Origin of the sequence: Neobacillus cucumis (assembly GCF_016908975.1) — a bacterium.
In the GTDB taxonomy this organism is placed as follows: domain Bacteria; phylum Bacillota; class Bacilli; order Bacillales; family Cytobacillaceae; genus Neobacillus; species Neobacillus cucumis.
In genome coordinates this window covers 26,446-43,870 of sequence record NZ_JAFBEX010000034.1, presented here as the reverse complement: position 1 = coordinate 43,870, position 17,425 = coordinate 26,446, and the positions used below count along the sequence as shown (strand labels likewise).

Sequence of the window (17,425 nt, the reverse complement as noted above, 5' to 3'; positions counted from 1 at the left end):
GACATTTATAACGAACTACATCCCCAACGGGGATAAGCATGGAGGAGCCGTATGCGATGACCCGCATGTACGGATCTGTGAGAGGCGCATGAATATTTCATGCGCCTACTCTATTCTCTTTAGAAATTTATTTTTTAAAAAAGATATATCATATAAAGTTTGTAAATGTCGGCTAAGAACGACGAAAGGGCTTGCTGAATTAATTCCCGGTCTGGTCGGTTTAAGCATCATTGTTGGCGTTTCACTTTGCAGATCCAGGTAAAAGACCCCATCCAACTTCTACCTAAAGCTTTGATAAAAAGTTTGTGAAGCAATCTACTTAAAGTAACTGGCAGGTTAACACAATAAGCGAAAAACAGGACCATTTCTCTCCTGTTCGCTAACAAAATTCCTAGCGTGTCTCATGTTATTATTCATCCGCTAGCCGGTAACCTACTCCGACTTCAGTTAACAAATATCTAGGTTGAGCTGGTTCTTTTTCAATTTTTCTTCGCATGTTTGCCATAAAGACTCGGAGTGACAATGTATCACTCCCATTTGTATCACCCCAAATCTCTCTTAGAATGAATTTATGTGTTAATACCCTTCCTGCATGTTTTGCCATCAAGACTAATAATTTATATTCTAAAGGCGTTAAATGAATTTCATCTCTAGATAAAAAAACATGACGTTTTTCATAATCAATTTTCAATTCTCCGACAGTAAACATTGAACTCAATTCCTGTTGATTAGATATACTTGTAGGAATTAAATGACGCAAAGCCACCCTCAGTCGTGCGAGCAGTTCCGGCAAACTAAAAGGTTTTGTTAAATAATCATCTGCACCAGAATCCAAAGCTCGAACTTTTTCTTTTTCTTGTCCTCGCGCCGATACAACAACGATAGGGGCTTTTGTTAATTTTCTTAGTTCGGTAATCACATCAATCCCTTCAATATCTGGAAGCCCTAAATCCAAAATAATGATTTCTGGACGATGGGATGCCGCTAATGAGATAGCGTTCTTGCCCGAATCTGTTTCTATGTATTTATAACCATTTGCATTTAATGAAACACAAATAAAATTTCTAATCGATTTGTCATCTTCAACCACAAGAATTGTTGGCTTATTCTCCATCTATATCATCCTTTACTGGTAATTTAAATCGAAAGGTTGCTCCACCATTTTCATTATTAAAAGCAGAAATTACTCCACCGTGAGCGTTAATAATAGATTTACAGATGGCAAGACCTAACCCGATGCCACGGGTTGAAGAAGTAGTGAAAAATCGGTTGAAAATCAAAGGCAGATTTTCATCGGGTATGCCATTTCCATTATCAATTACTTCGAAATAAACAAAATCATCTTTAAGAAAGATTTTCACTTCAATAGTGGAATCGTTAGGCGTATATTTAATTGCGTTATCAAGCAAGTTTATCAATACTTGTTTAATTAATATTCCATCCATTGGAATCATAATAGGTTCGTCTGGGATAGTTATTTTTATTTCATGTTGAGTGTCAAGTTTTTTAATTCTTAAGATTGCCTCACTAACGACTTCTTCCACTAATTCAATATTTTTATTAATTGAAACTTTACCATCATCCATCCGAGTAATGCTTAATATGTTTTCGACAGAATGGATAAGCCATTTTGAATCTTCAAAAATATCAACTAATAATTGTCTCGTCACATCTTTTTCAAGTGTTTCTCCGTGTTCGAGTAAAGTAGTTGTAGATCCTAAAATTCCTGTTAAAGGTGTACGCAAATCATGTGATACTGCACGAAGAAGATTTCCTCGAAGTTTTTCTCTTTCCATTTCAACTTGGGCTTTCTGTTGTTTCTTCGAAATTTTTTCACGTTCCATTGCAAGCGCAAGTTGCATTGAAATGGATTCGACAAAACTTTTTTGCTCTATGGTTAAAGAAGAATTCAAGCAGTTAATCCCAATTACTCCGAGACTCTCGTCAAGTCCTTTAATCGGAAAATAGATTACATTCTTTGTTTCAAAAGATTTATTTGTTTGGATTGTTTTTCTTATTTCATCGCAATTAAAAAACATTTGTTCATTCTCATCTATTTTTAAGATGCAAGGTTCACTCAATCCATTCGATGATTTTAACACATAAATAAAAACAGAATGATTGATGAACTCAAAAATCTTTGTCGCACCTATTTCTAAAATTTGGTCTAAATCTGTTGCTTGGAGTAAATTTTTACTGATTTGATAAAGAATTTGTGTTTGTTTTTCACGAAATGATAATAAACTTGCCTCTTTTTTCACCTTTGCTGTTAATGTACTTGTGATAATCGCTGCAATCAACATAATTGCAAATGTTACGGGATAGTCCGGTCTATAAGCAGCGAGTGAGTAATAAGGCACTGTAAAAAAGAAATTAAAATTCAATACCCCAATTATTGATGCAATTATTCCATACAAATAACCATCTGTAAATTTTGAAACCACCAAAACACCTAATATGAAAGTAATGATTATATTGGTTTCAGTTAATCCAATATACTTAAAGAATAACGATAGGAAAGTAATTAACATCATAGTTATGACCATCACACCGCTGTTCCATGTTATATGTTTGATTTGCTTCATTAAAATCATCCTTCATGATTTGATACTATTTTTCTAATAATATTATATTAAAAAGATAAAATAAATTCGTTTAACAAAAAAATTAACAACATCTTAACTGTATTTCTTATTTAAAAGATCTTAAAATACATATAGATTTATTTGAAATGGGGGGCACAAGTAGTAATGGAAATCAAAAAAAAGAAGGTGGAAGCCGATTTGAGTGAAGCTTTTATAAAGCTTCAAAGAGAGTTAATTGGAAGAGGTCCGCAAGAAGCAAAAGCCTACATCGTAGGGGATATGGTCATTGTGCGATTTAAAGGTGTTCTAACCTGTGAAGAAAAACATCTTGTTGCCAATGATCAAGGACGAAAATTGGTGAAAAAGATGCGTCAACTACTCCGAGAAATGTATAGTGAAAACTTTGAAGGGATCGTAGAACAATGTACGGGGTACAAAGTAATATCCAGTCATAGTGATATTAGTACAAAAACGGGGGAACGAATTGAGGTTTTTATTATGGAAAAGGATTTAGATCGCTGTATGCTTATTGGAAAATATCAAAAAAACGATAATGAGTTAGAAATAACATGAAAAGATTACATTTGTTTTGAAAACAATTAATTTTGATGATAGTTAGCAAAAAAAGTTATTTACAATGGTATATACACAGGCTTATAATCACCTTGTAACAAAAATTCCATATATCGGCTTAATCCTGAGGAAACTCAGGAACGGAGGAACCAATTTTTCTGGGGTTAATTCTACTTTTGTAGAAAGGATGAGATACTCTTTCGCCATCCTACCCGTCAGCTAACTTCGTCGGCTAAAGCGAGGGAGGTCACAAGACCGCCTTATTCAGGGGGCTTTTTTGTTTATTCAGCAAGAAAGCAGCTTGATTATATATAGTAGGTCTTTTTATTATGCCTATTTTAAGGAAAAGGAATATGGAAGACAGAACGCAAAGGGAGCGAATAGGCTTGCTGGGCGTTATGTAGACCAATGTTAACTTTTTCTCCATTAATTGATCAATACAGCAAAATAGCTTAATAGAATATCTTTTTGGATATTTCTATTTGGATAGCGCTGTAGTTGATTAACTGGGGAACGAGTGTGCATTGGTCTATTTTTTTGCCAATGCTTCGTCGGAACTCAGTGAAAAACGCAATATAGTTTGGGTAATGGAACGGGGGTAGGAAAATGAATAATGATTTTGTTACTATCGCACTATTTGTTTTAGCTTTTGCCCTTTTTTGGGGATTTACTTTGTTCAGCGAAAAAGCTTAGGGAGGAAACGAATATGCTCATACCGGGGATTATCGGAATAGCTTTAATTATTTACCTGTCATACGTCTTAATTAAACCTGAAAAATTTTAGTGATTAATTGGAGGAAATAGAAAATGACAATGGGGTTAATACAGGTAGTGATTACGTTAATTATCGTAGGCTTATTGGTAAAGCCAATGGGTGACTATCTAGTGAAAGTTTTCAATTATGAAACAACATCTTTAGACCGAGTTTTTGGACCAGGTGAGAGATTTTTTTACCGTTTAATTGGTGTAAAAGAAAAAGAGCCGATGGGCTGGAAGAAGTATGTTTTTGCCATGCTTCTCACGAATTTTGTCATGATGATTTTAATGTATATTGTTTTCAGGCTACAAAAATATTTGCCACTTAACCCAGATAAAATTGATAGTATGCCTCCTGCTTTAGCTTTTAATACGGCGGCATCATTTATTACAAATACCAACTGGCAAGCATATAGCGGAGAGAGTTCACTTTCGTATTTATCACAAATGATTGCTATTACCTTCCCAATGTTTACTTCGGCTGCAACAGGATTTGCTGTAGCGATAGCCTTTATTCGTGGGTTAGTCGCACGAGAGAATAACCTTGGCAACTTTTACACGGATTTGGTACGTTCCATTACACGCGTATTTTTACCATTATCATTTATTGTTGCGTTATTCTTGGTATTTCAAGGTATACCTGAAACATTGTATGGTGCGGCACATGCCACAACATTAGAAGGCGTAAAACAAACGATTACCAGAGGTCCGGTTGCTTCGCTAGAATCTATTAAACATATTGGTACAAATGGTGGAGGTTTTTTTGGAACCAACTCGGCACATCCATATGAAAACCCAACGCCTTTATCAAACCTGATCGAAATTCTCTGTATGATGCTCCTTCCGACAGCTTTGGTATATGCCTTTGGTGCCATGATTAAAAACAAACGTCAAGGTTGGTCTGTTTTTGCTGCAATGGGAATTATGTTTTTTGTGTTTCTTTCAGTTGTATTTGTAGCCGAATATAGTGGGACACCGGCATTAAATGCACTTGGTGTTCATGGGAATATGGAAGGAAAAGAAGTTCGCTTCGGTATAGGTGAATCATCATTATTCACGGCTGTAACGACAGCTGCTACCACTGGATCTGTGAATAATATGCATGACTCTTTAACACCGATTGGAGGTATGGTTCCACTTGGAGAAATGATGTTGAATAACGTGTTTGGCGGAAAAGGAGTCGGATTGTTAAATGGATTGCTTTATGTCATTTTAACCGTATTTATATGTGGCTTGATGGTTGGTCGTACACCTGAATTTTTAGGGAAGAAAATAGAATCGAAAGAAGTAAAGCTGGCATCCATTGCATTGCTCACACACCCGGTACTTATTCTGGTTCCAACAGCAATTGCCCTGATGTCACCTACAGCTATTTCCTCGATTCTAAACTCAGGATATCATGGCGTTTCAGAGGTTTTATACGCCTTTACATCGGGAGCAGCCAACAATGGCTCCGCTTTCGCAGGACTTACAGCCAATACTAACTTTTATAATATCGCAATCGGAGTTGTCATTTTGTTAGGACGGTATATTTCCATTATTGCAATGTTAGGAATTGCAGGATCTTTGGCGACGAAAAGAATGGTGGCTGCCACAACAGGAACATTTCGTACCGATACACCGTTATTCACTGGTATTTTAGTGGTCATTATCCTGGTAGTTGGTGCATTAACATTCTTCCCAGCACTCGCATTAGGTCCAATCGCAGAACATCTTGGTATGTTCCATTAAAAGGGAACGGAATTTTTAAAGGGGGATTTTTTATGGCAGTTCAAAATGCAAGAATTTCAAAAGATTTGGTCTTTCAAGCCATTTTTGATTCATTTAAAAAGTTAAACCCGATTGTGATGATAAAGAATCCCGTTATGTTTGTTGTTGAGGTCGGGACACTCATAACCATGATTCTATCGATCAAACCAGATATTTTTGGGGTAAGTACGGTCGGACGAGGGTATAATGTGGCAGTATTTTTAATCCTACTATTTACACTCCTTTTTGCGAATTTTGCTGAGGCTTTAGCTGAAGGACGTGGCAAAGCTCAGGCAGATACCCTTAGGAAAACAAAATCTGAGACAATGGCGATGGTAAGACAAAAAGATGGTTCTTACAAAGAACTTCCATCTACGTCATTACGAAAAGGCGATATTGTTCGTGTTGATACGGGTGATATGATTCCTTCTGACGGGGAGATTATTGAAGGATTGGCTTCAATCGATGAGTCCGCCATTACCGGCGAATCTGCTCCAGTCATTAAGGAGGCAGGAGGGGACTTTTCATCTGTTACTGGAGGAACGCGAGTTGTTTCGGATTATATCATCGTAAAAATCCTAACCGACCCAGGTGAATCGTTCCTTGACCGGATGATTTCATTAGTAGAAGGTGCATCACGCCAAAAAACGCCAAATGAAATTGCTTTAACGACTCTTTTGGCTGTATTAACCTTAATCTTCATATTTGTCATTATGACATTGGTGCCAATTGCGGATTACTTAAGAGTTCCGTTAGATGTGGCAACTCTGATTGCATTGCTTGTTTGTTTAATTCCAACTACCATTGGTGGACTGCTTTCAGCCATTGGAATAGCTGGGATGAACCGGGTAACACAATATAATGTTTTAGCGATGTCTGGAAAAGCGGTGGAAGCTGCCGGTGATATTGATACGATGATTTTGGATAAAACAGGGACCATTACCTTTGGCAACAGAATGGCTAGTGAGTTTGTTCCAGTAACCAATGTTTCCGAACAAGAAGTTACTCTTGCTTCTTTAAGAGCATCGGTAAAGGATGAAACACCTGAAGGTCGGTCAGTGGTAGAATTAGCCCGGAAGTTGGGTGTCACTTGGGCAGAACAAGAATACGAAGGTGCAGAGATCATTGAATTTACAGCAGAAACAAGAATGTCAGGTCTAACTTTAAAAGATGGGATGGAAATAAGAAAAGGTGCAGTAGATGCAATTAAAAATTATGTAACGGCGAATAATGGAATCGTTCCTGCAGACCTTGACGAGAAGGCAAATGCCATTTCAAAGGCAGGAGGTACCCCTTTAGCTGTTGCAATCAATAATAAGATATACGGTGTCATTTATTTAAAAGATACGGTTAAGCCTGGTTTAAAAGAACGGTTTGCTGAACTAAGAGCTATGGGAATCAAAACAGTTATGTGTACAGGGGACAATCCCTTAACCGCTGCAACCATAGCAAAAGAAGCAGGTGTCGATGAATTTATTGCAGAAGCAAAACCGGAAGATAAGATTGCGGCTATTAAAAAGGAACAAGCTGAAGGAAAATTAGTTGCGATGACAGGTGACGGGACCAACGATGCTCCAGCTTTAGCACAGGCAGATGTCGGGCTTGCCATGAATTCAGGGACTATGTCTGCTAAAGAAGCTGCAAATATGATCGATTTGGATTCTGATCCTACTAAGCTATTATCTGTTATTGCCATCGGAAAACAATTACTGATTACACGCGGGGCATTAACAACCTTCTCAATTTCAAATGATATTGCTAAATATTTTGCCATCATTCCGTCGCTGTTTATGACGGTGATTCCACAATTGCAATCTCTAAATATTATGGGATTGACATCACCCAAATCAGCGATACTTTCTGCTTTGATTTTTAATGCGATCATTATTCCACTTCTCATTCCGATTGCAATGAAGGGAGCAAAATATAAGCCAATTACTGCGAATAAACTCCTTTCTCGAAACCTACTAATTTACGGATTTGGCGGAGTGCTTGTTCCTTTTATCGGAATAAAAATCATTGATATGATTGTAGCGGCTTTACACCTAGCTTAATTAGCTGATTTGGAGGAGATTGTTATGAGAACAATTATGACTGCAATACGGACATCAGTATTTCTGATGATATTATGTGGATTAATATATCCATTAGTTACGACAGGATTTGCACAGGTACTATTTCCGAAACAAGCGGAAGGAAGTCTTGTCACTCAAAACGGAAAAATTCAAGGTTCAGAGCTTTTGGCTCAAGGGTTTAACGGCCCCCAATGGTTTCATCCGAGAGCTTCGGCAGCAAAATATGATCCAACTGCTTCCGCTGCTACGAACGCAGCGGTTGCCTCAAATGCATACGTGAAAACAGTGAGTGATAAAATCGAGCAAATAAGAAAGGAAAATCCGAATATTGGTGATACGATTCCTGATGATTTAGTGACGACTTCCGGTTCCGGTTTTGACCCAGATTTATCTCCGGAAGCAGCGAAATCTCAAGTGCCAAGAATCACAAAGACAAGGGGAGTTTCAGAGGATAGAATCCTAACCCTAATCAATGAACATACAAAGGGACGTTCTTTAGGGATTTTTGGAGAACCCCGTGTGAATGTTCTAGAGTTAAACATGGCATTAGAGCAAATAAAATAAGCGGAGGGTGCTATGTGCGAAAGGAGAATGAACGGTTTCATGTACCTGAATCTGGCATCATATAAAAACAATAGTTGATAGAGTAGAACTCGTTTTTAGCACATCTAAATGAGAGAAGGGGATGACATGAGTGATGAAAGGTTCCGTCGAAAAACACCAGAGGAAATTCTGGAATCGATTCAAAAAATCCGAAGAGGACATTTGAAGATTATCCTTGGTGCTGTACCTGGTTCTGGAAAGACATTTCACATGTTGCTCGAAGGCAATAGTTTAAAAAAACGAGGCATTGATGTAGTAATTGGGAGTGTTAGTACCTTAAATCGTCCTAAAATCATTGAACAGATTGGTGAATTAGAAATTATTCCTTCCATACATTGGATGGAGCATGGTCAAGAAAAATGTGATTTGGATGTTGAAGCCATCATTACCCGAAATCCAGAAGTAGTTTTAGTGGATAATCTAGCACATCATAATCGCCCGGATGCTCCAAGACCTACTCGATTAGACGATATCAATTATCTTTTAAACATGAAAATTAGTATTATAACGACCGTTAATATATTTGAGCTTGAAGACGTAAAGGGAATTGCAAATAAATTAACAGGTGGAAAAGTGCAGGTCCAGTGCAGTGTTCCCGAAAATACACTTGCCTTCGCCGATGAAGTAGAGTTATTGGATGTAACTCCGGAAGTGATCCTTCAAAGGCTTCGGGAAGGTTCAATCGAGTCTTCCATCGATCAAGAACGATCAAGAGATAACCTTTTTCATAGGGGAAATCTGGCAGTCCTTCGTGAACTCGCACTGCGCTATTTAGCAGGAGAAGTAAATGATGACCTTGATGACTATCGAGAAAAGCATGGAATGATTGGTCCTTCAGGAGCATCTGAAACAATATTAGTTACCGTTCAATACCATTGGAATGGATCTATTTTGGTTAGGCGCGGGCAGCAGATTGCCAAAAGATTAGGTGGAGAATTGCTCGTTGTTTGCTTTCAGCCGTCTAATAAAAAATTATCGAAAAATGAATTAACCTTTAGGCGTGCAATTATAAAACTGGTAGAGAAAGTTGACGGCGAATTTGAGGAAGTTCAAATGGTGTCTGATTCGGTAGCGGATCAAATTGTTCGATATGCAACGAAACACAATGTAACTCGGATTGTTATGGGACAATCGAAACGAACACGGTGGGAGGAAATTGTTTACGGCTCCATTATTAACAGGATTCTGCGGAAAACCAAAAATATCGATGTTTTTATTGTTGCCGATAGAGCAGAAAAGGATGGAGAACGTGTTATTCCAACCAAACAAAGGAAAAAAGATAAAGATAATCCCTATCGGCGTCTCACTCTCGGAGAACTGGAAAACAAGATTAATCAAATTAACCGGGGAACATTAAAAGTATATATTGGGGCAGCACCTGGAGTGGGGAAAACGTATACGATGCTCCGGGAAGCCAACGAACTGAAGAAAAAAGGAATCGATATTGTCATTGGATTCCTCGAAACCCATGGGCGGAAAGAGACATTTGAACAAGTTGGTACTTTAGAAATCATTCCTCGAAAAAAGCTTTTATATAAAGGAACTGCACTTGAGGAAATGGATACTGATGCAATTATTAAACGTAATCCAGAAGTTGTTTTAGTCGATGAGTTAGCCCATACAAATGTGCCTGGAAATAATTACTGCAAAAGATACGAAGATGTGGAGGTGATCTTAAATGCAGGCATCTCGGTCATTTCAACAATGAATATTCAACATTTAGAAAGCCTTAATGATAGTGTGGAACAAATAACAGGCGTGAGAGTTAGGGAAACTGTACCCGATCATATCCTGCGAAAGGCTGATGAAGTTGAATTGGTCGATATCTCTCCAAAAGCGCTAAGGAATCGGATGAAGGAAGGTAGAATTTATGCCCCTGCAAAAGTGGAGCAAGCATTAAACAACTTCTTTAAAATGGGAAATCTTATTGCCCTTCGAGAATTAGCTTTACGAGAAGTGGCTGATGATGTGGATGAACGGCTTGAAGCGTGGGAGAGAAAACGGACATTAAGAGGACCATGGCGAAAAGAAGAAGTGATTTTTGTATGTACAAATTTACGAAATGACAGTGAAAGGCTTATTCGCAGAGGATTCCGGATCGCTTACCGATTAAAGGCTCTCTGGTATGTGGCTTATGTGAAAGACCATCATCCTTTAACCGATAAGGAGCAGGAAACATTAAATAAAATTCAGCTACTGACCGAACGGCTTGGAGGGATATTTGAACAATATGAAACGGGAAATCGGCGACATATCTTTTGGGAATTGGTCAAGCAAATGAAAGAGAAAAATGCAACCCAGGTTATCATTGGGCAGTCAGCACGTACCCGTTGGGAGGAAATCATAAAGGGATCCGTAACTCAACGATTGTTAAGGAAAGTACGGCATATGGATGTATTAGTTGTAGCAGACCAACAAAACAATAGGGGATAATTAACCTTAATTTATTCTTGCTGTAATAAGTTTAAAGAACCATCAATTTCCCTTGTATCCTTACATGTTTACAAAAGAAACGTTATAGTGTTTGGATTGAACATGTTTCTGTTTGCGAAACCGAAAACGATATAAAAAAATTCATTAATGCAGAACATAATATTAATTTAAAAATATGCCAAGTGCAAGAAAACATGTATCTAAAATCCTCGGTTAAATTTTAAACAGTATGACGAGTGTGTTGGTTTTTTGGAATCCTTACAAAAGTAGTTATAAAATCCAAATTAAAAATAAGAAAGATGGGGAAAAGCTAAGTTTAATTTAAAATCGGCAGAATACAAAAAACATGAAAAATTTTGTGCTTTACAGCATTTTTGAATAGAGATAAAATATCCTCATATTGGAGAAACAAATTAATATTGTGGTCTAATCCCGAAATTTCGGGAACGGAGGAACCAATTATTGGGGTTAATTCTACTGTTTGTAGAAAGGATGTCACTCTTTCGCTATCCTACCCGTCAGCTAACTTCGTCGGCTTAAGCGAAGGAGGTCTATAGACCACCTGTTTCAGTGGGCTTTTTTGTTTTATACAAAAGGGCAACTTGAATAATATATTTGGTCTTTTTTTATGCCTCTTTTAAAAAAACAAATCTATGAAACTAGATTATTTAAGAAAAGTAGTTGTATTTTCAAAAAGTAGAATCTATTATCACAAATTTGTAAAAATGATAGGGATGTTGAAAATTATATGCTTAAAATGAATATTGTTTCAGCAAAAGCAATAATAAATCTTGACAAACAAATATATGAAGTTGGAAATAACATAAATGGCACCATCGACGTCAAGGGTGGTATTTTAAAAAATAAAGTAAAAAGATACGACATTGATTTAATTGGAACAGATAAAAACTCTCTAAAAGAAGAAACCATAAATAGTCATACAGTCTTATTCGATTATTCTAATTTACCTAGTAAATCAGTATCCATTCCATTTTCCTTTTATTTACCGGAAAGTATTAAAAATTATATAAACTCATCACAATATAAATTAATGATCAGGATTGTATTAGAAAATTCTAAAAGTATTATCCAATACCTCCCTATAATTATCAATAATGAAAAAATAATAACGTTTTTGGATGATGTCGAAAAAAGTATCTAACAATAGTCAAAGCTAGAAATAAGGCACCTTCAAAAAATGCTTACTATAAAATAAAGAAACACCACGAACAGGTGTTTCTTTATTTTATATTGGCGAATTTAACCAAATCTTCATTTTCCCCAATTACTACAAGGATATCACCCTGTTCGATAATCTTATCAGGGGAAGGTGAGATACTAATTTCATCTTTATGACGGATGGCGATAACACTAATGTTAAACTTCGCTCTCAAATCAAGTTTCCTTAGAGACTTTTCTGTCATCGAATCAGGAATTCTTACTTCTTCCACGCTATAATCCTTTGATAACTCAATGAAATTTAATACATTTGGTGAGAGAAGCTGGTGAGCAACTCGTATTCCCATATCTCTTTCTGGAAATACAACCCAATCTGCTCCAACCTTTTTCAACACTTGTCCATGTAATTTATTGATAGCTTTAGCAATTACTTTCTTTACACCTGATTCTTTTAGGAGTAAAACGCTTAATATGCTTGACTGGATATCATTTCCAATAGCGACGATGACTGTATCAAAATTACGGATGCCAACAGACTTTAAAGCTTCTTCATCAGTAGCATCAGCAATAATGGAATGAGTGACAAAAGATGTTGACTCCTCTACCCGCTCTTCATTCACATCGACTCCAAGCACTTCTTGTCCTGAATCGTATAACTTATTAGCAATACTCAACCCAAATCTACCTAGACCAATTACTGCAAATTGTTTTGCCAAGTTGCAAAAACCTCCTTATTATATAAACTATCCAATCATGATTTTTCCTTTAGGGTAACGGAACGCATCTGGATTTCTGCGTATAGTTACCGCAAAGGCAATGGTCAATGGACCAACCCTTCCAGCAAACATGGTGAAAATGATTAAGCATCTGCCAATAGGTGATAATTCGGGAGTCAACCCCATAGATAGCCCAACGGTACCAAATGCAGAAGTGGCTTCAAATAAAATCATTAGGAAATCTTTACCTTGTTCTGTTACGGTCAATAGCATCGTAATAATCATAACCAGAAATAGCGCACTAATCGTTACGGTAAGAGCTTTATAGATCGTTTCATAAACGACTCTTTGACGGTAAAAAATAACATCCTCTTTTCCCCGTATTTGAGACCATACGGCACCAAGTAAAGTCGTAAACGTAGTAGTTTTAATCCCACCTCCAGTTGAACCGGGTGATGCTCCAATAAACATGAGAAAAATAGTCAACAGAAGAGTGGAATGGGTTAAATCGGAAATATTTAATGTATTAAATCCTGCCGTTCGATTGGTTACAGATTGAAATATAGAAGCAAGAACTTTTCCTGAAAAAGATAACGGTTTTAATGTTTTTTCATTAGAAAGCTCTAATAAAAAAGTTAAAATAGCTCCACCTACTACCAATATCAAGCTAGTCATCAAAACAATTTTGGTATGTAGCGATAAACGTTTTACTTTTCGAAATTCAAATAATTCATTCATAACGATAAAGCCAATCCCGCCAAGGGTGATTAAAGCACAAATAGTTAATGAAACGATTGGATCTTCTACATAACGAGTTAAACTGCTAAATTCACCCATTAAATCGAAGCCAGCATTGTTAAAAGCTGAAATGGAATGAAAAATTCCATAATAAATTGCTCTTTTGATAGGCATATCAAAAGAAAATCGAATAGCTAATAACACAGCCCCTGACAATTCAATTATTGCTGTGAATATTAAAATGCGCTTGGCTAATCGAACAATCCCTTCCATAGAAAGATTATTTAATGATTCTTGCAGTAAAATCCTTTCTTTTAAGGATATTTTCTTTCCTAAAAGGAAGGCAAATAACGTAGAAAACGTCATAAATCCTAGACCGCCAACTTGAATCAAGGACAGGATCACCAGTTGCCCAAACATTGTAAAGGTAGTTCCGGTGTCCACTACAACAAGTCCTGTTACACAAGTAGCTGAAGTAGCTGTAAACAGGGCAGCCAGAAAGGAAAGTCCCTTTCCATCCAATGTTGCAATAGGCGTCGTCAACAAAATTGCCCCTAAAAGAATGATGGTAGCAAATCCTAAAACAAGAATTTTAGGAGGGTCTAAGGTGATTTTTTTCCTCAAAGTGTTACCTCCAAACATTTTTTATCTTACCATTACATCAAATACCTGATATAAACATAAACAGATGAAATGATGATTGATACAATCATTAAGGGAAATCCTATCGCTAAAAACTTTACGAAAGAAATATGATGTCCTTCCTTGGCTGCTATACCAGCGACAACTAAATTCGCACTTGCACCAACCAATGTACCGTTCCCTCCTAAACAAGCACCGAGGGAAAGGCTCCACCAGAGGGGGTCTAAATTGGAAATTCCTAAATGTCCCATTTCTTTAATTAATGGAATCATCGTAGCAACAAAAGGAATATTGTCTACAAATGCTGAAATAATGGCACTCATCCATAAAACTAGAAAGGTAGTTGATTTTAATTCTCCTCCTGTCCATGATATAGCTTTCTTGGCTAATGCCTCGATTAAACCAGTAGCCTCTAAACCGCCAACAATAACAAATAATCCAATAAAAAAGAACAAGGTTGTCCATTCTATCTTTTCTAAAGCAGCATGCAAAAATTTATCCCTTGTTATCAATAGTAAGATAAATGCTCCTATTAAGGCAAGGGTCGCCGTTTCGATATTTATAAATTGATGGGCAAAAAAACCGCCAATGGTAAGTATGATGACAATAAGGCATTTAACTAATAATTTTTTATCCTTTATTTCTTCTATGCAACTTTTGCATAATAGATGTTTTTTTAATTCTGGTGTTGTATGTAACTGTTTTTTATAGATCAGTGTAAATAGAAGGATTGTTATTATTAAAATGATGAAATTTATAAGAGCCAGGTTATAAATAAATGACATAAAGGTTAATTCCTTTACTGCACTGCCGATCATAATATTAGGTGGATCTCCAATCATAGTGGCTGTACCACCAATATTAGAGGCAAAAATCTCCGACAACAAAATAGGGATCGGAGGAACCTTCAATTGTTTGGTAATACTTAAAGTTACCGGCACCACGAGGAGAACGGTTGTCACATTATCAAGAAAGGCAGAAGCGATTGCGGTGAACAAGCATAAAGCAATCAGAATTCTTATTGGCTCTCCTTGCACTTTTTGGGCTGACCAAACGGCAATATATTCAAAGACTCCGGTTTGGGCGGTGATACTAACAATAATCATCATTCCAACCAATAGTCCGATCGTATTAAAATCGATATGGTGAACCGCTTCATTCTGGTCAAGAATACCAAAAGCAACGATTAATAATCCACCAAACATAGCAACAGTAGTTCGATGAATTTTTTCAGAAATTATGACTCCGTAGGTGATTAAAAAAATAACTAAAACAATAATTTGTTGGGAACCCATCATCTATACACCTCAGTTTTATTTAATATTAGTCTGTACAAAATTTCTAAAAACATTGAATCCATAAAAAAGATAAAAAGTAACAGAAAAGTTTGTTAAAATTTCACTTTAAATAACGGAGGTAAGAGTTGAACAAATGGTTGCTGCTACAGATATTTTTTTATAGAGCTAATGGGGAGTAAAATTGAAGAAGGATTAAAACTAGAGCAATTTTATTATAAAATTGTTAAGTTATTAACGATATATAAATATTGAATGAAATTGGAGGGGCCTGTGAAGTTGCATTCATTGCAGAAAAAATCAATCAACCATACTATGATCAAGAGTTATCAAGCTTGCAGAAGAAAATGGAGCAGCTTTTTAAGAAGTATCCCGATTTAAAAGAAAAACAACAATCTGTATTACAAAGACATGCATTATACGCACAACACGAGGCCGTTGAAAAATTGATAAAAGAGGATGTTATCTCTTATGAGGTAGCGGAACGAGAGCATAACCAAATAACAGACAGACTTGTTAGATTAGATGAATGACTTCTTAATTCATAAACATTTTAACTGGTGAATGATTATAAGAGTAATACTAAATCTTAGAGTCAATCGAAAAACCATGTTTCAGTGGTTTTTTTGATACATAGGCATTGATTTGGTAATAAATTTTTTAGGGAGAGAAAATATGGAATTGCTTAAAAGAAAAGCCAGAAAGGGATATGGGGGCACGTGTAACACATCAGCTTCTTTTGCCGAATGTGTTGAATTATATTGAACTGTCAAATGAATACAATCTTTAAGTAGGGAGATTCTTGTCGCTGGACTATAGTGATGATTTCATGGGCGAAAAGGGGGTTATCTTCTTTTCTTTATAATTACGTAAAATATAAATTTGACGTAATTATGTGTTATTAGTAAAATATAGAAGTGAGGTGTTATTATGGTAAATCAGGATAAACAAACTAATTTTAAGAAATTACAAACCTTGATTAACGAACTCCCTTGGTATGTTGAAGAATACATCAATCACAAGCTGCGGAAACTTTCGACTGCATCCTTATTTAATTACTGTCACGACTACAAAATCTTTTTCAATTGGATTATCGCTGAGCAGCTATACCAAGGTTCTGTAAAGGATATCCCGTTAGAACGTCTCGAACAAATGACCGTTTTAGAGGTTGAAAGCTTCCTGAACTATCTGCATTATCAATTAGAAAACAAGGAATTGACGGTCAATCGTAAACTATCAGCGTTAAAGTCTTTGTTTAATTACCTGCAAAACATCGCTGAAACACCTGAGTTAAAGCCTTATCTTAACCGTAATGTAATGGCTAAAATCGAATTTAATGAAGTCAAAGACAGTATGGAAACCAAAGCGAATAAAATGGAAGGCAAAATCCTCCTTGGCGATGAATACGAAAAGTTTCGTTTGTTTGTGGCCAATGATTACGGTGAATTAAACAAAGAAAATAAAAAGCTTTATAACTTTTACCAGTTAAATAAAGAACGTGATACAGCCATCGTTTCGTTAATTTTAGGATCTGGACTGCGTTTATCGGAGTTAATCGGGATCGAATTGGATGATATTGATTTCAGTAAATACTGTGTCAGAGTAATACGTAAAGGAAATAAAGAACAATTCGTTTACTTTAGCCAAGTGGCCATGGCGGATCTTCAAGAATACCTTGCTGTTAGGGCTGCCAAATATAAAATTGAAAAAAACAACAAGGCATTGTTTATTTCAGCCCCGATTGGTCCTAAAGGTAAATCGAGACAGCTAACAGCAAGATCCGTAGAAAAACTGATTGAAAAATATGCAACAGCATTTGGTAAACCAGCATTATCGGTCCATAAGCTGCGTCATTCGTTTGCTACTAGATACCACGCGGAAATTAATGATGTACCCAAATTAAGACGTCAATTAGGTCATTCTTCGATTCAAACAACGATGATTTATACTCATATCAAGAATGATGATTTAAAAATAGCTGTCGATAAAATGGATATGCCGAAAGAACAAATCGACTAACGATTAGAAAACTGTCACTCTACTGGCGGTTTTTTTCTTTTATCTAGTTTACATAATATTAT

Annotated in this window: 15 protein-coding genes and 2 riboswitches; of the genes, 10 read left to right on the top strand and 5 right to left on the bottom strand. The window is 36.3% G+C overall.

All coding sequences use genetic code 11. The features are described 5' to 3' along the window. Window positions 1-409 precede the first annotated feature (409 nt). Window positions 410-1,114, bottom strand: coding sequence for a response regulator (locus JOC76_RS27030; RefSeq protein ID WP_205181906.1), 705 nt, complete (start codon window positions 1,112-1,114; stop codon window positions 410-412). Further along, on the bottom strand, window positions 1,104-2,585 hold the full coding sequence (locus JOC76_RS27025; RefSeq protein ID WP_205181905.1) for an ATP-binding protein: 1,482 nt from the start codon (window positions 2,583-2,585) through the stop codon (window positions 1,104-1,106). Before JOC76_RS27025 ends, JOC76_RS27030 begins: the two co-directional genes overlap by 11 nt. Window positions 2,586-2,750: 165 nt before the next feature. On the opposite strand from JOC76_RS27025, the gene JOC76_RS27020 reads away from it, so the two are divergent. The 8 genes from JOC76_RS27020 to JOC76_RS26985 all read left to right on the top strand — a co-directional run bounded on the left by JOC76_RS27020 (window position 2,751) and on the right by JOC76_RS26985 (window position 11,936). Then, window positions 2,751-3,158 carry a Na-translocating system protein MpsC family protein gene (locus JOC76_RS27020; RefSeq protein ID WP_205181904.1) on the top strand — a complete coding sequence of 136 codons (408 nt, stop codon included), beginning with the start codon at window positions 2,751-2,753 and terminating at the stop codon, window positions 3,156-3,158. Between the two features lie 105 nt (window positions 3,159-3,263). Further along, window positions 3,264-3,407, top strand: a riboswitch (cyclic di-AMP (ydaO/yuaA leader). Window positions 3,408-3,435: 28 nt separating this feature from the next. Further along, window positions 3,436-3,573: a hypothetical protein gene (locus tag JOC76_RS27015; RefSeq protein ID WP_205181903.1), complete on the top strand. Its 138-nt coding sequence runs from the start codon at window positions 3,436-3,438 to the stop codon at window positions 3,571-3,573. A 291-nt stretch (window positions 3,574-3,864) separates the two neighbouring features. Further along, window positions 3,865-3,942, top strand: coding sequence for a K(+)-transporting ATPase subunit F (gene kdpF / locus JOC76_RS30990; RefSeq protein WP_372442018.1), 78 nt, complete (start codon window positions 3,865-3,867; stop codon window positions 3,940-3,942). 29 nt (window positions 3,943-3,971) lie between these two features. After that, complete coding sequence (kdpA, locus tag JOC76_RS27005; protein ID WP_205181907.1) at window positions 3,972-5,645, top strand: potassium-transporting ATPase subunit KdpA; 1,674 nt, start codon at window positions 3,972-3,974, stop codon at window positions 5,643-5,645. 32 nt (window positions 5,646-5,677) lie between these two features. Beyond that, window positions 5,678-7,717: a potassium-transporting ATPase subunit KdpB gene (gene kdpB, locus JOC76_RS27000; protein WP_205181901.1), complete on the top strand. Its 2,040-nt coding sequence runs from the start codon at window positions 5,678-5,680 to the stop codon at window positions 7,715-7,717. A gap of 24 nt (window positions 7,718-7,741) precedes the next feature. Continuing rightward, complete coding sequence (gene kdpC, locus JOC76_RS26995) at window positions 7,742-8,302, top strand: potassium-transporting ATPase subunit KdpC (protein ID WP_205181900.1); 561 nt, start codon at window positions 7,742-7,744, stop codon at window positions 8,300-8,302. Window positions 8,303-8,428: 126 nt separating this feature from the next. Then, window positions 8,429-10,774 (top strand): universal stress protein, encoded by a 2,346-nt coding sequence (locus JOC76_RS26990; RefSeq protein ID WP_205181899.1) that lies wholly within the window; start codon window positions 8,429-8,431, stop codon window positions 10,772-10,774. Between the two features lie 413 nt (window positions 10,775-11,187). Then, window positions 11,188-11,326: riboswitch (cyclic di-AMP (ydaO/yuaA leader) on the top strand. A gap of 205 nt (window positions 11,327-11,531) precedes the next feature. After that, complete coding sequence (locus JOC76_RS26985) at window positions 11,532-11,936, top strand: hypothetical protein (protein ID WP_205181898.1); 405 nt, start codon at window positions 11,532-11,534, stop codon at window positions 11,934-11,936. A 79-nt stretch (window positions 11,937-12,015) separates the two neighbouring features. Here the strand turns inward: JOC76_RS26985 and JOC76_RS26980 are convergent, their stop codons facing one another. Genes JOC76_RS26980 through JOC76_RS26970 form a run of 3 tightly spaced genes read right to left on the bottom strand, consistent with a single transcriptional unit; the run spans window position 12,016 to window position 15,344 of the window. After that, complete coding sequence (locus JOC76_RS26980; RefSeq protein ID WP_205181897.1) at window positions 12,016-12,669, bottom strand: potassium channel family protein; 654 nt, start codon at window positions 12,667-12,669, stop codon at window positions 12,016-12,018. A gap of 27 nt (window positions 12,670-12,696) precedes the next feature. Continuing rightward, complete coding sequence (locus tag JOC76_RS26975; RefSeq protein WP_205181896.1) at window positions 12,697-14,049, bottom strand: TrkH family potassium uptake protein; 1,353 nt, start codon at window positions 14,047-14,049, stop codon at window positions 12,697-12,699. 14 nt (window positions 14,050-14,063) lie between these two features. Further along, complete coding sequence (locus tag JOC76_RS26970) at window positions 14,064-15,344, bottom strand: ArsB/NhaD family transporter (RefSeq protein ID WP_205181895.1); 1,281 nt, start codon at window positions 15,342-15,344, stop codon at window positions 14,064-14,066. Between the two features lie 251 nt (window positions 15,345-15,595). Here JOC76_RS26970 and JOC76_RS26965 point away from each other — a divergent pair, with 251 nt between their 5' ends. Continuing rightward, window positions 15,596-15,877: a hypothetical protein gene (locus tag JOC76_RS26965; protein WP_205181894.1), complete on the top strand. Its 282-nt coding sequence runs from the start codon at window positions 15,596-15,598 to the stop codon at window positions 15,875-15,877. A gap of 397 nt (window positions 15,878-16,274) precedes the next feature. Then, window positions 16,275-17,363 (top strand): tyrosine recombinase XerS, encoded by a 1,089-nt coding sequence (gene xerS, locus JOC76_RS26960; protein ID WP_205181893.1) that lies wholly within the window; start codon window positions 16,275-16,277, stop codon window positions 17,361-17,363. The last annotated feature ends 62 nt before the right edge of the window (window positions 17,364-17,425 follow it).

Coding starts and splice junctions, on each gene's coding strand:
- xerS (WP_205181893.1), top strand. CDS start 16,275: ATGGTAAATCAGGATAAACAAACTAATTTTAAGAAATTACAAACCTTG.
- JOC76_RS26970 (WP_205181895.1), bottom strand. CDS start 15,344: ATGGGTTCCCAACAAATTATTGTTTTAGTTATTTTTTTAATCACCTAC.
- kdpF (WP_372442018.1), top strand. CDS start 3,865: ATGCTCATACCGGGGATTATCGGAATAGCTTTAATTATTTACCTGTCA.
- JOC76_RS27025 (WP_205181905.1), bottom strand. CDS start 2,585: ATGAAGCAAATCAAACATATAACATGGAACAGCGGTGTGATGGTCATA.
- JOC76_RS27030 (WP_205181906.1), bottom strand. CDS start 1,114: ATGGAGAATAAGCCAACAATTCTTGTGGTTGAAGATGACAAATCGATT.
- kdpC (WP_205181900.1), top strand. CDS start 7,742: ATGAGAACAATTATGACTGCAATACGGACATCAGTATTTCTGATGATA.
- JOC76_RS26975 (WP_205181896.1), bottom strand. CDS start 14,049: ATGTTTGGAGGTAACACTTTGAGGAAAAAAATCACCTTAGACCCTCCT.
- JOC76_RS26985 (WP_205181898.1), top strand. CDS start 11,532: ATGAATATTGTTTCAGCAAAAGCAATAATAAATCTTGACAAACAAATA.
- kdpB (WP_205181901.1), top strand. CDS start 5,678: ATGGCAGTTCAAAATGCAAGAATTTCAAAAGATTTGGTCTTTCAAGCC.
- JOC76_RS26990 (WP_205181899.1), top strand. CDS start 8,429: ATGAGTGATGAAAGGTTCCGTCGAAAAACACCAGAGGAAATTCTGGAA.
- kdpA (WP_205181907.1), top strand. CDS start 3,972: ATGGGGTTAATACAGGTAGTGATTACGTTAATTATCGTAGGCTTATTG.
- JOC76_RS27020 (WP_205181904.1), top strand. CDS start 2,751: ATGGAAATCAAAAAAAAGAAGGTGGAAGCCGATTTGAGTGAAGCTTTT.